The sequence below is a fragment of the Bacillus sp. FSL R5-0560 genome, from assembly GCF_037966305.1.
Classification (GTDB): Bacteria; Bacillota; Bacilli; order Bacillales; family Bacillaceae; genus Bacillus; species Bacillus mojavensis.
On sequence record NZ_CP150195.1, the window covers coordinates 1,934,577 to 1,957,016 of the forward strand.

The 22,440-nt window shown below is 33.2% G+C and carries 28 protein-coding genes and 2 pseudogenes; 23 read left to right on the forward strand and 7 right to left on the reverse strand.

Annotated features, from left to right (window positions below; translation table 11 throughout):
* The first annotated feature begins 93 nt into the window (after window positions 1-93).
* Window positions 94-1,005 (forward strand): P63C domain-containing protein, encoded by a 912-nt coding sequence (locus NST56_RS10015; protein ID WP_339181674.1) that lies wholly within the window; start codon window positions 94-96, stop codon window positions 1,003-1,005.
* Between the two features lie 357 nt (window positions 1,006-1,362).
* On the opposite strand, the gene NST56_RS10020 is transcribed toward NST56_RS10015, so the two are convergent.
* Together NST56_RS10020 and NST56_RS10025 are read right to left on the reverse strand one after the other, a co-directional pair.
* Complete coding sequence (locus NST56_RS10020; RefSeq protein WP_286238975.1) at window positions 1,363-2,568, reverse strand: metallophosphoesterase family protein; 1,206 nt, start codon at window positions 2,566-2,568, stop codon at window positions 1,363-1,365.
* An 11-nt stretch (window positions 2,569-2,579) separates the two neighbouring features.
* Entirely contained in the window at window positions 2,580-2,765 is a 186-nt protein-coding gene (locus NST56_RS10025; RefSeq protein ID WP_019712268.1) for a YonK family protein, read from the reverse strand.
* A 272-nt stretch (window positions 2,766-3,037) separates the two neighbouring features.
* Here NST56_RS10025 and NST56_RS10030 point away from each other — a divergent pair, with 272 nt between their 5' ends.
* A complete protein-coding gene (locus NST56_RS10030; protein WP_019712269.1) occupies window positions 3,038-3,217 on the forward strand; it encodes a hypothetical protein in 180 nt (59 codons plus the stop codon).
* Between the two features lie 701 nt (window positions 3,218-3,918).
* On the opposite strand, the pseudogene NST56_RS10035 reads toward NST56_RS10030, so the two are convergent.
* From NST56_RS10035 to NST56_RS10050, 4 genes and pseudogenes are all read right to left on the reverse strand, one after another.
* Window positions 3,919-4,028, reverse strand: a pseudogene (locus NST56_RS10035) (hypothetical protein); the annotation flags it as partial.
* 556 nt (window positions 4,029-4,584) lie between these two features.
* Entirely contained in the window at window positions 4,585-4,863 is a 279-nt protein-coding gene (gene hupN / locus NST56_RS10040; protein ID WP_004399274.1) for an HU-related DNA-binding protein HupN, read from the reverse strand.
* A 244-nt stretch (window positions 4,864-5,107) separates the two neighbouring features.
* Window positions 5,108-7,627, reverse strand: a complete 2,520-nt coding sequence (gene yonO, locus NST56_RS10045; RefSeq protein WP_339181678.1) for a DNA-directed RNA polymerase YonO — start codon at window positions 7,625-7,627, stop codon at window positions 5,108-5,110.
* 39 nt (window positions 7,628-7,666) lie between these two features.
* Entirely contained in the window at window positions 7,667-7,861 is a 195-nt protein-coding gene (locus NST56_RS10050; RefSeq protein WP_268468630.1) for a hypothetical protein, read from the reverse strand.
* 951 nt (window positions 7,862-8,812) lie between these two features.
* Here NST56_RS10050 and NST56_RS10055 point away from each other — a divergent pair.
* The 14 genes and pseudogenes from NST56_RS10055 to NST56_RS10120 all read left to right on the forward strand — a co-directional run bounded on the left by NST56_RS10055 (window position 8,813) and on the right by NST56_RS10120 (window position 19,289).
* Window positions 8,813-8,989 (forward strand): hypothetical protein, encoded by a 177-nt coding sequence (locus tag NST56_RS10055; RefSeq protein ID WP_017696861.1) that lies wholly within the window; start codon window positions 8,813-8,815, stop codon window positions 8,987-8,989.
* Window positions 8,990-9,007: 18 nt separating this feature from the next.
* Window positions 9,008-9,258: pseudogene (locus NST56_RS10060) on the forward strand (hypothetical protein).
* 44 nt (window positions 9,259-9,302) lie between these two features.
* Entirely contained in the window at window positions 9,303-9,491 is a 189-nt protein-coding gene (locus NST56_RS10065; RefSeq protein ID WP_339181682.1) for a hypothetical protein, read from the forward strand.
* A 120-nt stretch (window positions 9,492-9,611) separates the two neighbouring features.
* Window positions 9,612-10,457 carry a GIY-YIG nuclease family protein gene (locus NST56_RS10070; RefSeq protein ID WP_339181683.1) on the forward strand — a complete coding sequence of 282 codons (846 nt, stop codon included), beginning with the start codon at window positions 9,612-9,614 and terminating at the stop codon, window positions 10,455-10,457.
* 18 nt (window positions 10,458-10,475) lie between these two features.
* Entirely contained in the window at window positions 10,476-11,693 is a 1,218-nt protein-coding gene (locus NST56_RS10075; RefSeq protein WP_213377198.1) for a hypothetical protein, read from the forward strand.
* 329 nt (window positions 11,694-12,022) lie between these two features.
* A complete protein-coding gene (locus NST56_RS10080; protein ID WP_339181684.1) occupies window positions 12,023-13,900 on the forward strand; it encodes an LPD29 domain-containing protein in 1,878 nt (625 codons plus the stop codon).
* A gap of 54 nt (window positions 13,901-13,954) precedes the next feature.
* The gene (locus NST56_RS10085) at window positions 13,955-15,556 is read left to right on the forward strand and encodes a DUF4942 domain-containing protein (protein WP_339181687.1); all 1,602 of its coding nucleotides are present in this window, start codon (window positions 13,955-13,957) and stop codon (window positions 15,554-15,556) included.
* Between the two features lie 55 nt (window positions 15,557-15,611).
* Entirely contained in the window at window positions 15,612-16,178 is a 567-nt protein-coding gene (locus tag NST56_RS10090) for a hypothetical protein (RefSeq protein WP_339181690.1), read from the forward strand.
* 125 nt (window positions 16,179-16,303) lie between these two features.
* Window positions 16,304-16,468 (forward strand): hypothetical protein, encoded by a 165-nt coding sequence (locus NST56_RS10095; RefSeq protein ID WP_159376880.1) that lies wholly within the window; start codon window positions 16,304-16,306, stop codon window positions 16,466-16,468.
* Window positions 16,469-16,628: 160 nt separating this feature from the next.
* The gene (locus NST56_RS10100) at window positions 16,629-16,847 is read left to right on the forward strand and encodes a hypothetical protein (protein ID WP_339181694.1); all 219 of its coding nucleotides are present in this window, start codon (window positions 16,629-16,631) and stop codon (window positions 16,845-16,847) included.
* A gap of 82 nt (window positions 16,848-16,929) precedes the next feature.
* Window positions 16,930-17,313: a UPF0715 family protein gene (locus NST56_RS10105; protein ID WP_339182146.1), complete on the forward strand. Its 384-nt coding sequence runs from the start codon at window positions 16,930-16,932 to the stop codon at window positions 17,311-17,313.
* Between the two features lie 95 nt (window positions 17,314-17,408).
* The gene (locus tag NST56_RS10110) at window positions 17,409-17,852 is read left to right on the forward strand and encodes a hypothetical protein (protein ID WP_187956761.1); all 444 of its coding nucleotides are present in this window, start codon (window positions 17,409-17,411) and stop codon (window positions 17,850-17,852) included.
* Window positions 17,853-17,941: 89 nt separating this feature from the next.
* On the forward strand, window positions 17,942-18,169 hold the full coding sequence (locus NST56_RS10115; protein ID WP_339182149.1) for a helix-turn-helix transcriptional regulator: 228 nt from the start codon (window positions 17,942-17,944) through the stop codon (window positions 18,167-18,169).
* A 310-nt stretch (window positions 18,170-18,479) separates the two neighbouring features.
* On the forward strand, window positions 18,480-19,289 hold the full coding sequence (locus tag NST56_RS10120; protein ID WP_339181699.1) for a hypothetical protein: 810 nt from the start codon (window positions 18,480-18,482) through the stop codon (window positions 19,287-19,289).
* A 1-nt stretch (window position 19,290) separates the two neighbouring features.
* Here NST56_RS10120 and NST56_RS10125 read toward each other — a convergent pair whose 3' ends face one another.
* Entirely contained in the window at window positions 19,291-19,470 is a 180-nt protein-coding gene (locus NST56_RS10125) for a hypothetical protein (RefSeq protein WP_254517587.1), read from the reverse strand.
* Between the two features lie 70 nt (window positions 19,471-19,540).
* On the opposite strand from NST56_RS10125, the gene NST56_RS10130 reads away from it, so the two are divergent.
* The 7 genes from NST56_RS10130 to NST56_RS10160 all read left to right on the forward strand — a co-directional run bounded on the left by NST56_RS10130 (window position 19,541) and on the right by NST56_RS10160 (window position 22,313).
* On the forward strand, window positions 19,541-19,792 hold the full coding sequence (locus NST56_RS10130) for a hypothetical protein (protein WP_339181705.1): 252 nt from the start codon (window positions 19,541-19,543) through the stop codon (window positions 19,790-19,792).
* A 3-nt stretch (window positions 19,793-19,795) separates the two neighbouring features.
* A complete protein-coding gene (locus NST56_RS10135) occupies window positions 19,796-20,011 on the forward strand; it encodes a hypothetical protein (RefSeq protein ID WP_339181707.1) in 216 nt (71 codons plus the stop codon).
* Window positions 20,012-20,022: 11 nt separating this feature from the next.
* On the forward strand, window positions 20,023-20,154 hold the full coding sequence (locus NST56_RS10140) for a hypothetical protein (RefSeq protein WP_339181710.1): 132 nt from the start codon (window positions 20,023-20,025) through the stop codon (window positions 20,152-20,154).
* A 52-nt stretch (window positions 20,155-20,206) separates the two neighbouring features.
* Complete coding sequence (locus NST56_RS10145) at window positions 20,207-20,890, forward strand: hypothetical protein (protein WP_339181713.1); 684 nt, start codon at window positions 20,207-20,209, stop codon at window positions 20,888-20,890.
* Complete coding sequence (locus tag NST56_RS10150; protein WP_225516786.1) at window positions 20,883-21,260, forward strand: hypothetical protein; 378 nt, start codon at window positions 20,883-20,885, stop codon at window positions 21,258-21,260. The genes NST56_RS10145 and NST56_RS10150 overlap by 8 nt, the downstream gene beginning before the upstream one ends.
* A 62-nt stretch (window positions 21,261-21,322) precedes the next feature.
* On the forward strand, window positions 21,323-21,661 hold the full coding sequence (locus NST56_RS10155; protein WP_339181718.1) for a hypothetical protein: 339 nt from the start codon (window positions 21,323-21,325) through the stop codon (window positions 21,659-21,661).
* A gap of 49 nt (window positions 21,662-21,710) precedes the next feature.
* Window positions 21,711-22,313 (forward strand): hypothetical protein, encoded by a 603-nt coding sequence (locus tag NST56_RS10160; RefSeq protein ID WP_225516788.1) that lies wholly within the window; start codon window positions 21,711-21,713, stop codon window positions 22,311-22,313.
* The last annotated feature ends 127 nt before the right edge of the window (window positions 22,314-22,440 follow it).

Consider the following 22,440-nt stretch of genomic DNA (forward strand, 5'->3'; position numbering starts at 1 on the left):
ATCGTTTAGCAATTTTAAAGATTTCAGGAATGAGTAAGGACGCTATTGAAGTTATGTCGAAAATGCTAATTTTAGATATAAAGGAGAGATATCATGACAAATGAAACAAAGATTTTAACAGCAACTCATTTCGGAAAATTAAATATCGGGGAAAAAGAATTAACGTGTGCTGTTTTAGAAGACGGCTCTAGAATCATTTCTAGAAACGCAGTTTTTAAAGCTTTTGGACGAACTAAAAGAGGAAGAAAAAAAGGAGAAATACGGGTTGCCGATATGCCAAAGTTGCCAAGCTTTATTGATGCGAACAATCTTACTAAATATATCAATGGTGAAGTAAGGGATTTATTGCTTAACCCTGTTGTATATAAAGCGCAAAATGGCAGATTGGTTGAAGGCTATAAAGCTGAATTAATTCCTTTAATGTGTGATGTTTATCTAACAGCAAGGATGGACAAGGTTCTGACAAAGCAACAAGAGAACTTAGCTATTGCAAGTGAGATTCTTGTCCGAAGTTTATCAAAACTAGGCATAGTTGCACTTGTGGATGAAGCAACGGGGTATCAAGCAGATAGAGACCGAAATGAGCTCCAAAAGTTGCTTTCTAAATATATTTCTAAAGAGCTCCTACCGTGGGTAAAAAGATTTCCAGATGAATTTTATAAAGAAATGTTTAGACTAAAAGGATGGGATTATCCAACTGCTTCTGGTCAGAGACCCGGTATAGTGGGTCATTATACTAATAAATATGTTTACGATCATCTTCCTCCAGGTGTAAAAGAAGAGCTTCAAAAAAATAACCCGTCGATTGCAGGAAGACGGAAATATAAACATCATCAATTTTTAACTGAAGATATTGGTAACACACACTTAGAGAAACATCTTTTAAAAGTTATAACATTAATGCAGGCTTCGGAAAGCTGGAGTGAATTTATGAAGAAATTTAATCGAGTTTTTGGGGTTGTTGATCAATTAGAGTTTGATTTGGATACAAAGGAAGCAAAATGACCGAAGTCCTTCGGTCATTTTTAAATATTGAAAACTAAATAAAATTAAAGTTTTAATCTAATTCGTCATTACACTTATAGTAACCAGGACAGGACAGGACAGTCGCAGTCGCTATGTGGCATTCCGCATTCATTACAGCATTCACACCAAGACATGCCGCACCGGTCGCACATCCATATTGATACGCCATCATCTATCCACATAACTTAACCTCCGATAACTTTTGAGATTTGAGTTTAAAATGGGATGAAAAGTCGTTCCAATGATTAATTAGATACTAAATAAACAAAGTTAATGGGAGTCTACACCGAGACTCCCGTAGTTGGGTTCAAAAATGTCCTAATACTCTAACTAGGCTCAGTTATATGTGCCATTCTTAAATCTAATTATGTATGTAGCCTCAATACCTGTATCATCAAAAACCATAAACTTTTGGGACGGTTTCGTACCAAAGCGACCCTGCATCGCATAATCATCAGCGCCTACAAGCGCTCCGTTTACAACAACTGTTGTGCTGCCATACTCTTTTTCATAGTTGTGATGAATATGACCACCGAATATGTAAGAAGGGATATAGCCAAGTAATTGAGGTAGGCGGGTTACGCATTGATCAACACGATCATAGTGACCGTGGACAAACACGACTTCTTGATTGTTGATTTTAGCGGGGATAAAACCATCTTGTTCCGGTTCAATTGAAATGTTTTTAATATCTCTTAATCTAGCTCCGAGATACCAATTAATGAGGTATTCAAAGTTTTCTTTAATCCCGACATCATTTTTAGAAGGGGAGAGGCGACCGTGATTGCCTGCTACGTTGTAGAACTTAACTTCTTGAAACTCACTTGCCAACATCGCTAAAACCTCAGCAAGCGTTTCTGATACATATTTAATTTGTTCTACAGCATCTTCATTAGCCTGAACTCTTGTTGAAACATGTATAAGACCTCCAATTAAATCGCCAAGATTTGCAACGTGTAATGTGGAGACATGATTCTTCTTTCCATACTCAATTACTTTGTTTGTGAGATGCTCAACTCGTTCATCGAATATTTTTTTATTGAACTTATTGATGCGGTTATCGATTTCCATTCCGAAGTGCCAGTCACTGAATAAAGCAAGCCCATGCTTTTCAGCAGCTGCAGGGAGGGGGTAAGTGAAACGAAGAGGTCTTTTTGATTCTAAATTAACAATAGCTTGGACTACGTCATCCTTGATTTTCTCAAAGCGTGCTTGATTCGCTATACTTTTTCTGTATTCTCTTTTTTGATCACGAGTTCTAATCTTTTCCTTTTCAGATTGTAGTCGCACTTCCTCGTATTTCTTCAGAATTTCTTCATCCAAATTCTTGGACATTATGTAATCATTCCAACGTTCATATTGCTTAAAGTCTTTGCGCCATTTACTCTCATCATAATTTGTACCTTGATCTTTGTTTAAAAGAGCAGCAATGGTTTTAGTATCAATGTGATAAGTGTCTTTGTTTTTGAAAAGTCTAATATGATAATCAGTAAATGATTCGTCTTTTTCTCGTTGTAAAACAGGATCTAAAATAGCTGTCATTCAGTCACCGCCTACTCATTGATTTGTGGAAGTTCGTCTTCTTCGGTAATAGAAATTTTCACTTTCCGACCGTCAAATGATTTTAAAATTGAATTCAGATCATAACGCTCGATGTCTGTTTTTGTTTCTTCTTCAATAATTCCATCAATATAAGTATAGTTTCCTTTTAAATTTACTGTATGAACTTTCTTAGCCATTTAAATTCCTCCAATTTTTTGTGTTTTTTACGAACAATAAGCTCCTTCGGAAGCCCGATGATCCGAAGCATCGGTAACGTCCGAAAAGGGGATATAAAGGAGATGAAAAGATAAGTCGGATAGGCGTTGGGGAAACGCCCGAAGGAGATTATTGATAACTTACGTACATATGAATTACAGACCTATCCCAGTTATCAACAACTGTTCTGTGTGGTAAAATAATCCACAATAGGTATAATGAAGTGCAGATGAATTTGAAAAGGGGTGTTTTTTTGATAGACAAAGTTTTGAATGCCTTTATTATAATAGGTGTTTTGTTGGTAGTTGGAGCGGTTACTGTTTTTAAAGATTTTGAATATCACCAATATCTTCGATTTGGTGGGGCAATAATGATAGCTTTTGGCTTTATGTTTGGTTATGACAAAGTAAAAGCTAAAAAGAAGAGTGAATGACTATTAAATTCTATTGTTCTAGTTATTTTCTTACCCATCTCACCTACACCAGTAACTCACGTAGGAACGCAAGCCTTCGGATCGACAGGGAAATCTGAATAACAAAAGACGTCATAAGGACGTCTTCAGGAACTCCTTGTACATCATGGTACATGAACATAAAAGCCTGGTTATCGCTGTGCGAAATCCAGCTGGCTCCTTCTACACCTGGCAGATGAGCTATAACAACTAAAGCACACGCTTACCGGAACGTATTTTAATTCTCCACCGGCGGAGAATTCACGGTTGTCTCGTGATCTGCTTAATATCGCTCTGTTAAGCACCACCTTAAAAGAGCTTGCACATTAGCCATTTAAAAATAAAAGGAAATTGTATTGAATGAGAAGGAAAGACCCATTATAAGCCTTCTCAATGGCATTTTCAGTCTCCCTTGTCAGGTTACACGCCTTATTGAGAAAGCGTCTCAAACGCTCGCCATTTATTTTGCACAGTTTTCTCTGACCCGTGTAAGGAGGTATGTACATTGGGAAAGGTAAGTCTCCATTCAGAACATTGAAGGAGATGAAGTGAAATAAAGTGAACGTGTTGCTAAGTGAAATTGAAAAGGAAAGACCGAAAATAATCCTTTTCAATGAAATGGGAGCGGTGATCAAGCGCCCAAAAACCATTTCACTTATTTTACGAGTATAGAAGACTCGCTAACCCGGAAAATTTTGTTGACCGCATAATAAGCATCAAAGCTTACAAGGGCATTATTTAAAGGGAAGGGAGACGCATCTACCTTCCCTAAGTGTAAGCCGAAGCAGTACACCGCAATTAATATTCAGGTTACATGTCACCCATAGTAAGACTGTGATGGGATTCACCCTACATAAACAGCTTGAGTAGCATAGGTCTTACCGACATGTTTAGCCCGATAATAGTCATTTACCTGTCTCCTTTAGATACAGACATCCGAGTTAACCTCGAACCCTCATAAATGACTATTATCCGACTAACTGCAATGGCCAGCCGCAGTTTTGTATCAGAATGATACAGAAAAGAAGGGAGTAGATATTGTTTAATCAAGAAAAGCTAGTCCACACTGGAGAGGAATCTCCACTAATATTCATTTAGATTAGTCTTTACCTTCATAAATGAACATTAGTCGAGAACTGATATCCCAAATATCAGTAATCAACTAATTATTGACGGCACCCCCATGCCATCAATAAACAACTATAATTAATTAACCCGGAGATGAAGATAAGCGAAAAGAGGGGAGGTCGACAATTTCCTCCATAACTTCTAACTCTGCCACATTTAGGAGCATAAGCTCTTTGTGACAAAGCGTGCAGGTAGCCTTTCCTGTCGTCCTCATTAACTGATTATTTAGCTTTGACTGCGTCTTTAAGTGCTTTTGCCGGCTTAAATGCAGGTGCTTTTGTAGCCGGAATATCAATTTCCTCTCCTGTCTGGGGATTTCTCCCTTTACGAGCTGCACGTTCACGAACTTCAAATGTTCCGAAACCAGGAATACTTACTTTTTCTCCACTTTTTAATGCCTCTGAAATAGTGTCAAAGACTTTTTCGACACTGGGAGCTCCTTCTTTTTTAGATACCCCTTGTTTTTCTGCCACTTTAGCGATTAGTTCTGTTTTATTCATAATCAATTTCCTCCTAAGTAATTTTAAATTTATTCTAAATGATCAATAAAGATTGTCTTTTATATAGACGGGGGGAAACGTACTAGCCCTTTTATGTGGAAATTAGCTTTCTGTCTCCCTTAAGACGATTATCTCCAAAAGTGCTCTCAACCCAGTAGCACCAAGGGATAAAGGCACTTTTTTGTTGAAGTTTTTTTCGGTAAAATCACTGTACACCTTGGGGGAGTAAGGCTCAAGGCACTTTCTAACGGTGGTTAATTCTCTTTTTGTTATATTTTTTGTATTTGTCACGTTCTTTTTTCTTTCCACAAGACTGACAGTACTTCGCTTTGTTAGATGTTGGCTTAAAAGCTTTTCCACAAATACAGCATCCTTTAAAGGTCTTTAAATTATGCTTAATATTCTCCAGTACAATATCGCCAAAGCACTCCCACAGTGTCGATTTGAATTTACTTTTTTTCTTATATAGATGTTTTACCAATACATCTGTAATAAATCTGTCATCATTATGTATTTCCAATAGTTTTTGTTTGATAATCTTATAGACATAAAGTTTTTGTCCTGGTTTAATTTCTTCATCATTCATAAGCCATTTTTTGTTTCGATCAAGACGTTTGTATTCATTAATTACGGCTTCATTAAGTTTAATCTCTTTGTTTTTGAGTAAGAAACGGTAATCAAATTTTCCTGCAACTGCGTTAAAGTTGATTCGGTCATTAGGAATAATTGAGTCTAACTTATTTACTGTACTTTCATTAATCAATTCTACGCTATGTTCTTCTTTATCCTTTGCATTGATGAAGAAGTGGGGCACTTTATTTTTTATGTAATCTTTGATTTTCTCATCAACGTGATCAGGGCGGGTGGGCATGAATAAGGTTTTTGCAAAATCGATAGTAAAGTTATTCTCCATGCATAACCATTTGATCACGTCCAGGTTTATATTGTCACTGTTCCATATCTTAGTGATATTATTACTGTACTCCCCGATATTGATCCCATAAGCAAGAGTTAGTGCTTCATAGATGTTTCTGCTATTAATCTCTTGCTTCTGGGCTACTGACATTTCATAATACAAAGGAACGATGTTCTCCATATTACGCTTGGCAATATTGACGATTAACTCATCAGAAATAATTAAGGCCTTATCCCCGTCATTGTCAAACTGCAGCAATTTAGATATCGGATCATGAATGCTGGTGTAAACACCTGGGGTAATAAACCACTTTTCATATTCCTCATCTTTTTTGTTCCACCTAACACCATGCTCTCTGAATAGGTGAGGGGAGCGAAGGATATCAATGTACCCTTCATCATATAAAGAACAATGGACATCGCTTCCTGAAAGCAGTCCTTTCGGATTCTCAATACCAAGAAACAATCTTTCACAAAAAGCATATAGATCAGGACATAAATATGTATACCGGGCGTTACTGACAAGTAATTTTCCTGATTTGGCGTCCTTAATCATACTCTTCTTCTTATTCTTAATGATTTCTTTGGTGTGATCATCATTTAGTAGCTCTGGATATATCAGTAGAGCTTCTTGAAGGCTTGTCTTATGTTTATTTTTCTCGGTAGCCCCCAAAACTTTCATCATTGTTTCTTTATCAGTGCCTAATTGAGTAATCTCACTAACAGTCTTTGAGCTGATTTGTTTCAATTCCTCATCTGTGATATCAGTGAGTGTTTGTAGCATCTGGTAAGTCAGTTTTCCCTCAACAGATGGATCTTCTTCATTTAATTTAGCTCCTAAGCATCCATACTTTTTAAATTTAGAGCGATAATCATCCCAAGAATCATAGTACTTCCACATCTTAAACTGACTTTTCGTAAAAATTATTTGGATATCATCTTTAATAATATCCCATTCTTTACCGTAGACGTCCTTAACTATAAATGAACTGTGTTTTTCAGCAAACTTTCTAAAATCAAATGGAACTAGTAGACCCTTAACCCAAGGCAATCTGACCATAAAGCTTTTCTGGCTCAAACTAGGAAGCATCATTCCACAACCATCTGTATGTTCTATAGGAATATCCATAATCTTACGTGTGATTTCATATGTATCCCGGTCAATATAATCAACTAGGCTGGAAACATTTGTTTCTAAGTCATTTACGACAATTGCTTTATCAATATCAATTTCCCATGGACTGCTGGCGCTATTCGATAAGGCCATGTAGCTATTCCATTTGTTTATGCTGCTTCCACCTTGAGCATTGATATGCTCCACACTAAGACCACAAGTTAAAGCATTTTGATACTTATCTAAGGTGCTTTGTTTGATAAAACAAGATTTTTTTGTTCTTATTTGACCGGCACTGCTAGTGAAATAAACGTATTTCTCATTGTTATGTAGGAATCCTTTATCAATAATGTCCCTTAAAATTTGAAAGTGATAAGTTTGGACAACCATGATCTCTTCAGAGAGAGAGTTTTCTTTGATTCCCAGCGTTCGAGTTAAGACTGAATCAAATAATGAAATCACATTATTATCTTTCAGAGAATCTGTTCTAAGTGTTCTTATTTGAATATGATCGTTAAATGCGTTATAAAGCTTTTCTTTTAAGGAAATAATCCTTTGCGTTATGTACTTCTTATGTTTTTTATCAACATGTTCAAGATTTTTGAGATGATCTCTGTACCTATATGATTTTAAAATCTTGTTATGTAATTTGTTTTCTTGATCATTATAAAAAGCAGAAGTATCAATACTGTAAATATGTACTTGCTTATTTAGGCCATCTTTTTTTCCTTTCAATAAATTCTCCCCTTATTACTTTTATTCATATTTTTTGATTTAATAGTCGCTTTTTAGATACTTCTGTACAAGATTTTTGTATGTATAGCTCTGTTTATCGATTGTTCCAAAAAGTTTATAGTCCTCATAAAGAGTGTTTTCTTCTTGTGAAGCAGTTCCTTCAATAATAGTAGTCTCTAAAAATCCAATTAAATTACTAAACATGTATGTTACTTTCTTTGAATCCTTTTGCATTATCTCACCTCCTCACCTATGAGATGATTATATACATATTATTTGTATTTGTCTATTGTTTTTTCGCTAGTATGTTAACAGCTCCAGGTTATTGAGATGAATTCTAAGCCATATAGAGTGATTATCGTAATCTAAAAACATGCCTATCGTAAATAATATAATAGAGTTCAAAAATCCAGTAAACGTAAGGGTATTTGATGCATCGAATGGTGATTAGGGGTAAAACGATCGTAAAACATAAGTGAGAGTAGGGGGAAGTGGCTGCTTTATCTAAATATTGAAGAAAACGAGTTAATTTGAAAAGGGGAAAACGTTGATATAAAAGGCTTTTACGATAGCGATTACGATGTGAAAAAGGGTGATTTTGAGGTGAAATTAGGAAAATGAAAATTTGGATAGGGTGTGGAAATGGAAGTGCTATGGGTACATCCGTTCCCTTAATTTTACCATTAGATGTAAATATACCCCCATATATTGGTATTGTAATACGTGTATAAGGTACATTATACGTGCATTTCATGACTTGGATAGGTTTGCAACAGCGCTAACATAATTCCAGGCTAAACACAAGAATAAATTTTAAAAAATAAATTGATTGGCAATATAAAAATGAATATCCATTCATTAAAAATAATCGTATTTATAACGAATCCGAGGGAATCGAAGACATATTTATTTTATCCTCATCACTATACATAACCATATCATATCTAATCATATATCCTACACTAACCACTCATCACACTCACACATTCTCAGAATCAATCTGACACCTCTCTAAGCATCCTTAATCAATTCCCAATCAATTGCATTACTGTTCACTCAGGCAGCATACAAAGCATTTCAACACCATCCATCAACACACAAATACCTCACTACAAATACAAAAAATATGTATATAAAACTAATGAAATATGTTATAATAGAGTTATAGGAAAGGAGGTGTACATAGTGCTTGAGAAAGTGGGTATCATAGTTGCTTTCCTCATATCTTTAACGGTTCTTACAATCAACAGTCTAACAATAGTTGAGAAGATAAGAAACCTAAAGAATGGGACAAGCAAAAAGAAAAAGCGTATACGCAAGCGGCTCCGACCAAAGAGACAACGCCAACGTATACGCCGATGAGAGCTAAGCTAAAGGGGAATGAACTTCTCCTTTAGTTCTACCCATATTATAACATGATCAAGCACATTGTAAACATGAAACGATTCTCACTATGGCTTACCCATATCACATTCATTGGCTTATTCTTAATGTTTCAACTCATTAAAGATTACTTCAGCAGCGAAGCACAAACACTAATCAATACAATATTTGTAGTCACATGTATCATTATCCTTCTGATATGGATCATCTATTTTGTATTCCTTAAACTAAGAAACAAGTCACACTAATCATATAGGCCTCATGGTATAATTAAATCATTGAGGTGAGATGAGTGGAGAATAAATTCCTGGATGCTATTCGGCAGCTTACTAAGGAATTGGAAATGCTCAAGAAAGATTTAGACACCATCAAGGAAACTACTGACAGAATTGATTCAGACCTTTTAGAGTATAAAGAAGAGATAAGCAAAGTAAAACAAGATGATTCAGTATTAATCATTCAGCAAAAAGAAAAAGGATAATTAAATATGCGTTTTAAATAAGGGAGCGGTAAACCAATTATCGTTCCTTATTTTTAGATTCAAATTGAAAATATAAGGAGTCTATATGGAAAGAACAAGAACATTAAAAGGAGTCAATGAATGAGGGGGATTTACCAAATAACAAATAAACTTAACGGGAAGAAATATATAGGTAGCAGTATAAACGTATTTAAACGATGGAAGCAGCATGTAACTGATCTGCATTATGGTTTACACCATTCACATCTTCTTCAAAAGGATTGGGATAAATATAGTTTAAATGATTTCACATTTGAAATATTGGAGTATGTTGAGAACAAAAATGATTTACTTACAATTGAACAAATGTGGTTAGATGGAGAAGACATAAACAACCTTTACAATGTACTAAGCTCTACTACAATGCACAGTATTTCCGCACCATCTGATTTTGTGGAAGATGTGTTCTATTGCAAAAAACTTTCAGAGGAAACACAACATCTGCTAAGGAAGAATTTAATGATTCATAAGAAAAGAGGTAAGTTACTTCATAGCGGAAAATTTAAATATGATTATAGTAAAACCTGGTTCAGTAAGAACACTAAAGATGTGCAACAACTAAAATTGAATATGAATAATTATTTTTATAATCAAACAAGTTCAACGAGTAAAGATCGTTGCTGGACAACATTCACACAATACGCAAGGCAATTAGAATTTAAAGGGAACAAGAAAAGATTTGTACCACTCAACGGGCAAGATTTAAAGGAAAAGAAAAGTTATCTTTGCTTTGCAGCTAATTGTTTTCCAAATTCATTTTTACTTGCAAAATACAAAGAGTTATCATCGTTGGATGAAGATACATATGCTTTATCATTGATCTTAAAATGGATAGTAAACTGTGGAAATATCAATAAACCTTTAATAATTTTCATTCCTTCACTACGAATGGAAGAACTACTTTCAGAATGGTTGAAAAATGGTTAAAAGGAAAGGATAAGATTTATGACAAGAATAAAAATAGTGGATTCTATTATGGGTAGCGGTAAAACATCTGCAGCAATTGACATGATGAATAATTCAGGGACAGACGAAAATTTTATTTTCATTACACCGTACTTGGATGAAGTGGATCGCATTAAGAAGAGTATAAGCAGTAAACAAATTTATGAACCTAAAGTAAAGAAGAAAGGTGACAAAACACAATATAAGTTTGAGTCATTTCATGAACTTTTATCTCAGAACAAAAATATTGTTGCTACACATAATCTATTCAAAAATGCTAATGACGAAACAAAGGAGCTGATCCTTTCAGGCAACTATACATTGATATTAGATGAAGTTATGGAAGTAGTTGAACAGTTACGCGTTAAGAAGCATGATCTAACTACACTATTTGAATCAAAGTTAATATATGTTGAAGACGGATTTGTCAAATGGAACGAAGAAAAAAAGGACTATGAAACACGTTATGATGATATTCGTGATATGGCTTTAAACAATAATCTGATGTACTTTAAAGACAATATATTGATTTGGAATTTTCCTGCAGATATATTCAAGTTGTTTAAAGAAGTTTACATACTCACTTACATGTTTGATGCTCAAATACAAAGATATTATTATGATATAAACAATATCAAGTATCAAAAATACGTTTCTGAATTTATAGATGGGCAATACAGGTTTACAAAACATAATACTGAATATGAGAGTATTCTAAAGGCTCAATTAAGAAATAAAATAAAAATATATGAAGGTAACTTGAATACAGTTGGCCAATTGGATTATTCATTATCTTCTAACTGGTATAAAAATAAATCACCGTATACGATCAAGAAAGTAAAGAACAATGTATTCAATTACTTTAACAACATTGTTAAGTCATCAAGTGATGAAGCTATGTGGACGACTTATTCAGAACACAAAAACAAAGTAAAGGGGAACGGATATACAAAAGGGTTTGTGTCATGTAATGCAAGAGCTACCAATGATTTTAAGCACAAAAAACACTTAGTGTATACAATAAACAGATACGTTAACACTGTTCTATATAATTATTTTAAAGAGAAATATCAAATAACAATTGATCAAGATGCATTTGCATTATCCGAATTAGTACAATGGATTTGGAGATCTGCAATTAGAGATGGTGAAGAAATAACATTATACATACCCTCATTAAGGATGAGGGAGCTGCTAATTGAATGGTTAAATGGGTAGTTAAAGAGAATAAACCTCTTAAACTCTAAAAAAAGCTCAATAATACCAAGGGTTTTCCCGTCTAAGTCTTTAAGAGAGACAAAAATAAATTAAATAATAAAATAAGAGAATGGGGGTGCTGCTAATTGTTCAAAACGGTTCGTTCCTCACCTGAACAATTTTTGCTCACACCACCCCCAAACCCCCTCATGAGCAATTGGTATTTAACTCTATACAAATTCAAAAAATATGTATAAAAGTATTGATTATTATAGATTATCAAGATATAATATAATTAACAAATACAAAAAATATGTACAATAAAAAATTAAAGAGTGGAGAGGTTGAAAATGACAGCTGTTTTAAGAATTAATGAAGAGTTAAACGGAATTGAACTTTATTTTGATAGTAAACCAGAACAAGAGGTATTAACTCATCTTAAATCAAACGGTTTTCGATTCTCTGGATTCAAAAAATGCTGGTGGAACAAACGGACAGAAAAATCAATGCAGGTCGCTAATGACATTACCAAACAAAAAAATACATCGTCTAACACAATCACCATCACTAACACCAGCAGGAAAGATAAGGGTGTGAAAATTAGTCTGTGGGATGCAACGAAATGGAATGAGTTCGAGGTTAACAAGGAACAGGAAGTTAAAGAAATGGCAAAGGAAATAAGAAAGCATGTAAGACAACGTTTCCCACAATGCAAATTTTCTGTTACTACTGGGGGAAGCTATTTACATAGCACTATTAACATCAAAATCAAATCAAGTCCTTATGAAAAAGGCTCTGTTTATTTGACTGCGATTTATCATTATTGCAACAGTCTTTTAAACAATTATCGCCACTGCTACAGCCCAGCAGATCCGTACACTGATTACGCAGGTAGTTACAACTTTTATGGTCATGTTTCATTAGACTGGGAATACAAGGAAACTGAACAGACAGAAGAAATTAAAAAAGATATGACATTGTTTGATTCAAAGCTTGAAGAATTTGAAGAAGCCGAGAAAGCAAGAAAAGAAAAAGAACTTCAGGAATATCTAAAAGAACAAGAAATAAAAAATGCTGAATATAAGAGACAACAACAAGAAGAAAAGAAACTAATTGAAAATATCTATAGCAGCATTGTAGTAAAACAATTGAACGAAGAACAACAGTATTTTGTTATTGATTCACAGTTCGCAAACTTAAATAAGAATTGCACACTTAAACAGTATAAAGATGAGGTTACTAAAGGTGCTTTTACTCTTGAAAATGTAAAAATAACAAAGGAAGTGCATTTCAATACCGAAGAAGCTCTAATCAACTTTTCTAACATGCTACTAAATGATTTTGATTTCTTAGCTGAAACAGGAGGGAGCTTTACGGAAGACAATAGAATCAATTCAATGATTGACTATTACAATATGAACGATCTAGAAAAGAGAACGGTTCAATGGAGTTTGTACGGTGTAGGTGTGTACTACAATGGCAAATTACAATTTATTGTAGATGCTCAAGGTTATTCTTATGCAAGATATGTCGGCTTAGTGGATAATGCAAAAATTGAAAAGTCGATTTCTCATAAGCAAGCGTTAAACGAAGAAGAAGTACAGGAGTTAAAAAATCAAGCAGATAAGTTAGAAGACATTTCAACTTCGGTTATTGAAGAATTGAATATGTTTGAGACTTGGAAAAAGGAAGGCTGGAACAAATATAAAGCTTCATTAAAAGAAAAGCTAAGGTTAAATAATTTCAAGTTGAGTAAAAATGTTGTCCAACAAGTATGTATAGAGGAATTGAAAATTTCTTTATACAGAATTCTCCAGGAAGTTGACAGTATTCAAGAGCAATTCAAAAATGCTGAACTTGAAAAAGGTGAAAAATATACTCTATTCTACATATCTGATCTTGGGTCTTTGATTACTGAAAGAATAACGTATGACAGTTATCGGCCAACTAAATATGCCCAATATGATAATGCAGTCAAGTTGACATACCGGCCTGAAAATAAAAGAAAATTATATTATCGTCACTTCTATTCAGAATTATTGATATTCAAAGGGTGGCACTCGCTGCCTGAAACAGTATTGAATAATGTAGAGCTTAAACCAGATGGGATGAAAATAATTCATAGTAAGTACCACTCTTGTGATAAAAGACAATTTGATGAAGTTTTAGGTTACTTAAATAAAAAAAGCTTCAAACCAATAATCAATACATATAAGCCTAATCTATAAACTAATAGGGGATGGGAAAACATCTCATTCCCTTATAAAAAGGGGAGAATAAAAATGTTTAAAGATAATCCGGATTTTTATCCGACACCACCACAGTTAATCCGAAAGATGACATCTAAAGTAGAATGGAAGTACATTAACTCTGTTCTAGAGCCGTCAGCAGGTAAAGGAAACTTAGTAGAAGCCATTTACACTCAATTTAAAAACACTAAGAACTACAGAAGGAATTCAAAGTATGACGTGGATACAATTGAGCAAGATGAAAACTTACAGCACATACTTAAAGGCAAAGAATACAGAGTGATAGCAGACGATTTTTTGACCTTTAACACTTACAAGAAGTACGATTTGATTTTTATGAATCCACCTTTTAGCAGCGGTGTTAAACACTTATTAAAGGCGATTGAATTAATAGAGGAGCAACAAAGACCTGGTCAAATTGTTTGCGTACTAAATGCCGAAACATTAAAAAATCCGTATTCAAATGACAGGAAATTTTTGATTCGTAAGCTAGAGGAAATAAATGCAGAAGTTGAATACATTCAAAACGCTTTTTCGAACTCAGAGCGAAGCACAGAAGTTGAAACGGCACTAATATACATAAGCATTGAAAAACAAGAATATAGCAGTATCCTAATAGAAGACTTAAAAAAAGATGAGTCTCATAGAATTAATGAGGATTATAAAGCAACACAGTTAGTGAATGCAGACTTTATAAAAGGGATAGTAGAACAATTCAATTATGAAATCAAAGCGGGTTTAAAATTAATCAATGAATACAACAGTTTAAAACCCTTAATGCTGCATAGTTTCAATGATAATAGTACTCCAATATTGAGGCTGCAAATTGATAAGAATAACGAAGAAAATGATATAGAGAATGCATATATAAAACAAATTAGGGCGAAGTATTGGAATACGTTATTTAATAATGATCAATTTATGGGGCTCTTTACAAGCAATCTTAAGCGAAAATATTTGCAGCATGTTGAGGAATTAAAAGACTATGACTTTTCTTTATTCAATATCTATACATTGAGAATTCAAATGAGCAAAGAGATGACGCAGGGAGTAGAAGACACAATACTTAATCTTTTTGAAGAATTTAGCCACAAGCATTACTATGATGAATCATCAAAAAATGTGCACTTATATAATGGATGGAAAACAAATAAATCGTACAAGATTAACAAAAAAGTGATTATCCCATTGAATGTTTATAGCTGGCTAGATGGTCGGTATAATCCAACAGACTATAAGGTCTTAGAAAAGTTGAAAGATATCGAAAAAGTTTTCAATTATCTTGACAATGGTTTGACAGAAGACATAAATATTGATGAAACTTTAAAATTAGCTGAGCATTATGGGGAGACGAAAAAAATAGAGTTAAAGTACTTCTATGTAACTTTCTATAAAAAAGGGACGTGTCACATCGAGTTTAAAGATGAGGAGATACTTAAGAAGTTTAATATTTTTGGCAGCCAAAAGAAAAACTGGCTTCCTCCATCATATGGGAAGGTTAAGTATCAAGATATGACTACAGAAGAAAAAGATGTGATAAATGATTTTGAGGGCGAGCAATCATACAGAGAAACGGTAAATAACATATCATATTACATCATTGATACATCAAAGCTTCTCATGCTTACATCATAACATTCCTAAATTTAAATAAAATGCATATTTTAAACAGAAAAGGTGAGAAGTAATAATGGGTATTCAGAAAATTGAAATCCTGAAAGCGGTGAAAGAAAATATCTTAGATGATTATTTTAATTATGAAGACTATTCGGTTGGGGTTGAGTCGGTGGGGGGTATAGATGAAAATGTTCTAAGGGAATTAAAAACTTTTGAAGGATTTACCTTAATCGCTCATAGGGAGAAAAAAGTTAAGTTTAAAATTTCAGATGAAGTATTCAATATATATCTTGATGAAAAATCGGAAAGATGGATGCTTAAAGAATGGACAAATGAAGTGGAGCAAGAAATTAAATTTATGAAAGAAAGATTAGAATTTAAAAAGGGAAAGTCACCAATGGTAATAGGAAGAGAACAAAAAGTCTTAAATAAAAAATGGACTTATCCCGAAGGAATATATTCAGATAGAGATATAGTAGAAAAATACGTTGGTAATGATTGTGTTCAGATCAATTATTTTGATAATAAATATTGGTTAAAAATAGGTGAAAGTTATAAGAATATTAGCAAAATTGGTGCAAGGTATTTTGATATGATTAGAGTCATCAATGGGAAAACATCTTTTTTCTCTGAAATATAAAGTGGGTTCAATCAGTACGATTACTTATGATAGTAGGCAAATTTACTTTACATAGTGCAGAGACAATTGGGATTATAGATACTAAATAAAACAACAATTTTAACCGGAAGAGGAGGATGTTTAATTTGATCAATAAAACGGCGATTAAACTACAGAAGGAAAATGAAGAACTAAAAGAAGGATTAAAATGGTTATATGATTGTTATAAAGCAACATTGAGCAATAAGCCCGTTAAAAACTTGGATGAAGTCTTTGTCTTTGTTGAAACATTATTGAAAAATGAAAATTAATCAGAGAATAAAACAGCAGTTTTAATGAGAGGGGAAAATAATGATGCTTACATTAAATTAAAACAACTTGAACTTTTTACTGGATAATGGCTTTGAACTAAAGCGGTATGAGGAGCAGGGATTATCATTTTATACAAAAGAAATAAAGGACAGCCACTCTTTGAAAAAATTAATTACACATCATTATGAAATTCAGGAAGATGAAGAGATCAACACAAAAGGATCAAGTTTTATCATGGAGATACAGACAAATGGGGAAACCCCTCAATGGCTTTTTACCGGTGAATATGAAAAGCTTGGTATTCTTCAAGACCAAAATCAGTTTATTGAATATGTAAAAGAAATCATTAATCTAATTAGGCCAAATCTAATCAGCTGAATAAAACATGGATTTTAAAGTGATTTTAAGGAGGCGTATAGACAATGTTGAAGAAGCTTTTAACATGAAAGGGGTTATAAACATGCAAATTTTAAGGATCTTTATTGTTCATGTCTTGTCTGGGTTATCAGCTGCTGTTGTTTATGTTTTGGGCATTGATTATGATGGTTATATTCCGTACTTCTTAATAAGTGTTATTCTCTTTATCTTCTATTTAATCTTTGCTGCACCTGTTCAATATTTCTTGAATCGTAATCCAAAAAGGTTTACCCTGAAATATTTACTCATATACATATTCTTTTCCTTCTTAGTGTGGTTAATCTTCGCAATAATTACTGACCCTAAGACCACTATAGACTTCCTAATGGGATATGAAATTTACTTATTTAGTATCACATTTGCTCTAATCTTTTGGGTCTTGGACTCAGTTTTTCTGCAAAATAAGGCGAAGACAGCAGCTAAGTAAGATTAAACATCTTTGAATTTTTCATTATCCAGAGAAAAAACGACTACCCTTTAATTACCAATTTATATTATAATTGGAAAAAAGGGGGAGAGGAAATGAAAAAATTAATCGTTCTTACTTTAGTTTGCTTTGGTTTAATCTCAGGTTTTAATGTTCAAAGTGCTGATGCCAAGATTACAACTGAATCCACGAAAGTCAGCTTCACTATGACTGAAGAAACCAAGGGGTTCTCAATGGCTGATTATAACAATTGGCATTATCACCCCACTGAGTTGTGGTACAAGTTCACTATATTCGATGCAGAAGGCTGTACTCTAAAAATGACAATATACAGAATAACACTAGGTGGCTGGGAATTTCCACGAAGTGTTAAAGAATTCACAGGAAACCATTTTGATTTTTCTGCAACCGATCGAGTGGAAGGAGATCCGTATAAAAATCATTCTTTAGTGATCGAAAAGAATCCCGGTTGTGGGGACGTAAAAATCAAAGGCAAATATGGGATTGACCATGACGAGCCCGATGACTATCCATTTTAAGCTTCTTTAGGGTCAAGGCTGATTGAAAGCCTTGGCCATTAATACAAATTTAATGATCATTTTAAGTATTCAAAATTGAGGTGAGAACACTGATTAAATCAAATTTAAAGCACATATTAGACAAAAGAAAGATCAGTATCCGGAAACTTTCCAGGGATATTGATCATGAGTATCCGACTGTCAGAAAGCTATACAGAGATGAAATGGAGCGGTATCCAAGAGAGCTGTTAGATAAAGTCTGTACATATCTAAACATCGAGCTGCCTGAGTTATTGATTTTCCATAAAAATCATAACCATATCGATCACTCAGGATGAAAATGGTATACTAAAGTTATAAGGTTAGGAAAGAATTACAAGTTTTCTAGGTCTACATAAAATCGTACTTTTAAAGAGAAAGAACATTTTAATTAGCGATAGTCAGCACCGTATGTTTATCAATTACTATTTCATTTATTGGGCAATGGCAATTACATATGCCACTTAGAACAGAAACAAAAAGATAACAATAGCAGATAAATTGATGTAGCATTTTTTTATTTCGAACGAAACAACTTGCGGTGAAAATGATTTCATAAATTAGGCTTATCCAATAATATTGTTCATGGCAGAAAAGGTAGTGAAATGAATGGCAATGGAAGTATATGTGCAAAATAATAAAATTTATTTCTATACAGATAAACCTGAAGTAAATGCCTTAGGAATAACTGATTATACTGATGATCTATGGTTAAAGATAAAATCGAAAAAATGGAACATAAGGTATGGTCGGCGTGATAATAAGAAAAAGATGAAGCTCCACCCATATATTTACACGAAAATAAAAGGGAAACAAATTGATCTTCATAGATTTATAATGGAATATTGGTATGGTAAAGATGAGCTAGAAAAGGCAACTAAAGAAGGGTATGTTGTTGATCACCTTAATAATAAGGGATTAGATTGTCAAATATCAAATCTTTGCTTTATACCAAGAGTTTTAAATACCTCTAAAGGAAATGATTATGATATACGAAGAAAATTTATCCGTCCTTTAATGGCAATAAACATTACGAAAGATTTTGATACACAACTTTTTCAAATAACAATAGCATTCAATGAACCTGCAACCCTTTATAATTATGGGAAAATAATTCCGGTAAGCAAAATTTTTTTCTTGTATGAACGTTTTCGAAGAGCTCTTAATGATGCCAATTGCATAATCGATGATATTCATGAAGAAAAAATATTTAATATTGAAAAACTTCGTCACATTGATTTTGAATATGAAATTATTAAGTATCTACACTTTCCGGCGGGACAAATTGAACCAACATTTGTACTCAGAGATAATGGAGAGTTACTTTTAAATAAGGATACAAGTAAAATATTATTTAACGAAGCAGCACCGAGTCAAAAGCTTTACAAGAGAAATAAAAATAAACAAAAAGAGCATTAATCTAAATGCTCTTTTTCATACCACAACGCCGACATTCACGCAAGAATATGCCACTCTTCACAGAGCTTTTGAACAAAGTGTAATCACAATTGTCGCATCGGCCATATTTTACATCAGGATATTCTTTGTAATCATAAACGATTGAAGTATCATACCCGTTTGTTTCGTATGTCTCTTCCACAAGATCACCTACATAATTTATTCAACATACTCAAGAATACCAAATTTCGTTCGATATAGGGAGGGAACAAATGATTGGATTGGCTTATTTTTTAATTATCTGGCTTGGAGTTGAATTATTGACCGGCATTAAGTTTATTTTTGTTGATCAGGTCTATGATGATGAGTTTAAAGAACTCATGGATAAAGAAACAGCAGCGGGCATGGAAAGGAATTTGGCCAGCCTGTTTTTCAAAAATAAGCTTAATGTGATTGCTTTTTTCATGTTAATTGGTTTACTGCCATTAGTAATGAGGATTACAAAATTATTTAAAAGAGGTTGATTTATGCCTTTGCTTGATTATTTTTATGTATTGCAGTTTGAAAACAAGGAATACTTCAAATCATTTAAGTTAGATGAGAGTGGTTATTTGACATCTAATGACCTCCATGAAGCTTCTAAAATGCATAATATGTTAGAAGTTATTGAGGTAGCTAGTGAGCTCAAAATTAAGTGTGATGTTCAATGTGAGGTAAGGGAAATTCAAGTAGTGAGTCGGTAAGGGGTGTTCATGTGTATTGGATAGAGTGGATTGAAGGTGAGGAAAAGAAAAGCATTGTTGCTGAAGGATGGATTGAATGGGCTGCTATACTTGAAGACTTGTATCAAAAGCGATTTGTGTATGTTGAATGGAAGCGGCTTTGAAAAGGGGTAATCGTGTTTTTAAAATTATTGTTGATATGATTGGAGAGATATTGTGAAAACATCATATGTAAAAATAGCAGCAATTATCTTATTTATTTGTATTTCATTAGCGATAGTAGTACATTTATATAATTTTGTAGGAAACGACTTTGACAACGAGATGTTATCAGGTCTTAGTGCAATAGCAACAACTGTTGCAGCGATTGGAGGACTGGCATTATTAATTGTAACTTATATATCTTATACAGAGGTTAGGCGACAACGTGTTGCGATGGAAGAGCCTGCTGTTACAGTCAAAGTAATGCCTGATAAAGAAAGTTTAGGTTGTTTAAACTTAGAACTTAAAAATACTGGGGGAGGACAAGCATATGATGTAAATGTTGTTTTTGATCCAGACATTCCCTATCGTGATATGTCATTAAATAAGTTAAACATTTTTCAAAGAACTGCTCTTCTAGAAAAAGGAGAAGAAATTAGCTTCTTTTTTAATACCATTGATCAATATAAAAAATCAAATTCACCCATGAAATCAAATGTTTTAATTAGTTATTATACTGCCCCAAAAGAAAGTAGAGGAGCCAAAAAAATTGTCCGTTCATATGAGATTGATTTTGCAGAAAGATATGGATTATCTCACTTGGTCAAACGGAATATGGATGATTTAGTTGATCAGGTGGAAGATTTAAAACACGTCTTGGCTGCAATCCATTCCGAATCGAGGAATAAAAATGATTAATACACTATTTAGAAATAAATATAAATCGCCTATTACATTAAGAGAATGCACTTTATTTATAGGTTTAGCCCATTATGATATTAATGAAGCTATCTTTTTTAAGGAGAAGAAGACTGTAAGAGTTAACAGAACAGATAGTGGGTGGGTAGGCGAAAGTATTCAATTAAGCTCATATTACAAAGGATATTTTACCGGTGAAGCAAAAATGGATTTAATGTTTTTAACTGAAGAGAATTCAGAAATCTTAAGTCTTATTGGTTATACCGAAAAAGGCTCCAGGGTTATGCTTACTGATTTAAATGTAAGTTCTACGTTAAGCGGTGGTGTACATGAATTCAAAACGTTTACAGATTTAAAGTGGTTAAACTAATAATACCTTAAGAAAATAATAGTACAACAATGATAATATTTCTAATCAGAAAGGATATACGCATGAGCATAGAGGAATATCAAAAACAATTTGAATTAAACCAATTAGAAGCGAACGCTTTTAAAAGGGGATTTAAAGAAGGAATGAAACGTGCTGAACATATTAAAAAAAGAAATAAAAATATGCAAACATTATTATTAGAATGTATTGGTTATGATGATGAGTGGCTTACAACACGAAGCGGTTACAAAAGCCAAAAAAGGGATGAGCTCGTTGACATTATATTTGAGCAACGTTCTCTCATGAAATCCATATTTAATAAACTTGGGCCCAAAGCACAGGAAGACTTGAAAAAGGAGATTGAGAAATTTTTTTGGCCGGCTATGCACAAAGAGGATTAATCCTCTTTGTGTCTATGTAAAATAATTGTTTTATATAGGAGGTTCCAAAATGTTTTTGGGTAAGAAAAAGAACAGAATTAAAGAACTAGAGGGCTATTTATCTTTTATGATTAAGAAAAATCAGGAAGCAGAAAGAACCTTATCTATTAAAGAAATCATAATAAAAAACATTATTAAAATTACCAAAGATGCTAGGTACCATATACTTGAAATAACGAAAGACAAATATGGAAATGATATCATTATAATCCAAAACAAGAGAGAAGGGTATGGTGGGATTGATTTAGATATTTTAATTTATCAATTAACAAAACCTATAAGGACTGATTTCTTTCTAATAAAATTTTTAACACAAATACGAGAGGATAATATTTATATCCAGGACATAATTACTTATGATGACAACACTTCAAAAGGTTATGGAACAATAGCTATGAGTTACTTAAAAAAAGTAGCTCATGCAGAGAGATTGCCAATAACAGGATGGATATCTCCGGAAGATATGGATCACTATGATAGGTTGGTACACTTTTATCAGAAAAATGGTTTTGAAGTAACATACAATGAATATTCAAAGCCGGATACCATCATTTATAAGCATGATTACTTGAAAACTCCTTCAGTTAAAAAAGAAGGAAATTGTTCTAAATGACTCTTCACTAGGGAGGCATATCTTCGCCTCCTAAATATTAAATAAAATAAGAATTTTAAAGAGAAACAAATACAAAAAATATGTATAAAATTATTGACTGGAGAAGTGGTCTATAGTATTATTAAGT

What these genes read in the sequence shown, in the direction of transcription:
- NST56_RS10015 (WP_339181674.1), top strand. Translation starts at nt 94, where the DNA reads ATGACAAATGAAACAAAGATTTTAACAGCAACTCATTTCGGAAAATTA.
- NST56_RS10020 (WP_286238975.1), bottom strand. Translation starts at nt 2,568, where the DNA reads ATGACAGCTATTTTAGATCCTGTTTTACAACGAGAAAAAGACGAATCA.
- NST56_RS10025 (WP_019712268.1), bottom strand. Translation starts at nt 2,765, where the DNA reads ATGGCTAAGAAAGTTCATACAGTAAATTTAAAAGGAAACTATACTTAT.
- hupN (WP_004399274.1), bottom strand. Translation starts at nt 4,863, where the DNA reads ATGAATAAAACAGAACTAATCGCTAAAGTGGCAGAAAAACAAGGGGTA.
- NST56_RS10050 (WP_268468630.1), bottom strand. Translation starts at nt 7,861, where the DNA reads ATGCAAAAGGATTCAAAGAAAGTAACATACATGTTTAGTAATTTAATT.
- NST56_RS10070 (WP_339181683.1), top strand. Translation starts at nt 9,612, where the DNA reads ATGAGGGGGATTTACCAAATAACAAATAAACTTAACGGGAAGAAATAT.
- NST56_RS10075 (WP_213377198.1), top strand. Translation starts at nt 10,476, where the DNA reads ATGACAAGAATAAAAATAGTGGATTCTATTATGGGTAGCGGTAAAACA.
- NST56_RS10080 (WP_339181684.1), top strand. Translation starts at nt 12,023, where the DNA reads ATGACAGCTGTTTTAAGAATTAATGAAGAGTTAAACGGAATTGAACTT.
- NST56_RS10085 (WP_339181687.1), top strand. Translation starts at nt 13,955, where the DNA reads ATGTTTAAAGATAATCCGGATTTTTATCCGACACCACCACAGTTAATC.
- NST56_RS10090 (WP_339181690.1), top strand. Translation starts at nt 15,612, where the DNA reads ATGGGTATTCAGAAAATTGAAATCCTGAAAGCGGTGAAAGAAAATATC.
- NST56_RS10105 (WP_339182146.1), top strand. Translation starts at nt 16,930, where the DNA reads ATGCAAATTTTAAGGATCTTTATTGTTCATGTCTTGTCTGGGTTATCA.
- NST56_RS10110 (WP_187956761.1), top strand. Translation starts at nt 17,409, where the DNA reads ATGAAAAAATTAATCGTTCTTACTTTAGTTTGCTTTGGTTTAATCTCA.
- NST56_RS10120 (WP_339181699.1), top strand. Translation starts at nt 18,480, where the DNA reads ATGGCAATGGAAGTATATGTGCAAAATAATAAAATTTATTTCTATACA.
- NST56_RS10130 (WP_339181705.1), top strand. Translation starts at nt 19,541, where the DNA reads ATGATTGGATTGGCTTATTTTTTAATTATCTGGCTTGGAGTTGAATTA.
- NST56_RS10135 (WP_339181707.1), top strand. Translation starts at nt 19,796, where the DNA reads ATGCCTTTGCTTGATTATTTTTATGTATTGCAGTTTGAAAACAAGGAA.
- NST56_RS10150 (WP_225516786.1), top strand. Translation starts at nt 20,883, where the DNA reads ATGATTAATACACTATTTAGAAATAAATATAAATCGCCTATTACATTA.
- NST56_RS10155 (WP_339181718.1), top strand. Translation starts at nt 21,323, where the DNA reads ATGAGCATAGAGGAATATCAAAAACAATTTGAATTAAACCAATTAGAA.
- NST56_RS10160 (WP_225516788.1), top strand. Translation starts at nt 21,711, where the DNA reads ATGTTTTTGGGTAAGAAAAAGAACAGAATTAAAGAACTAGAGGGCTAT.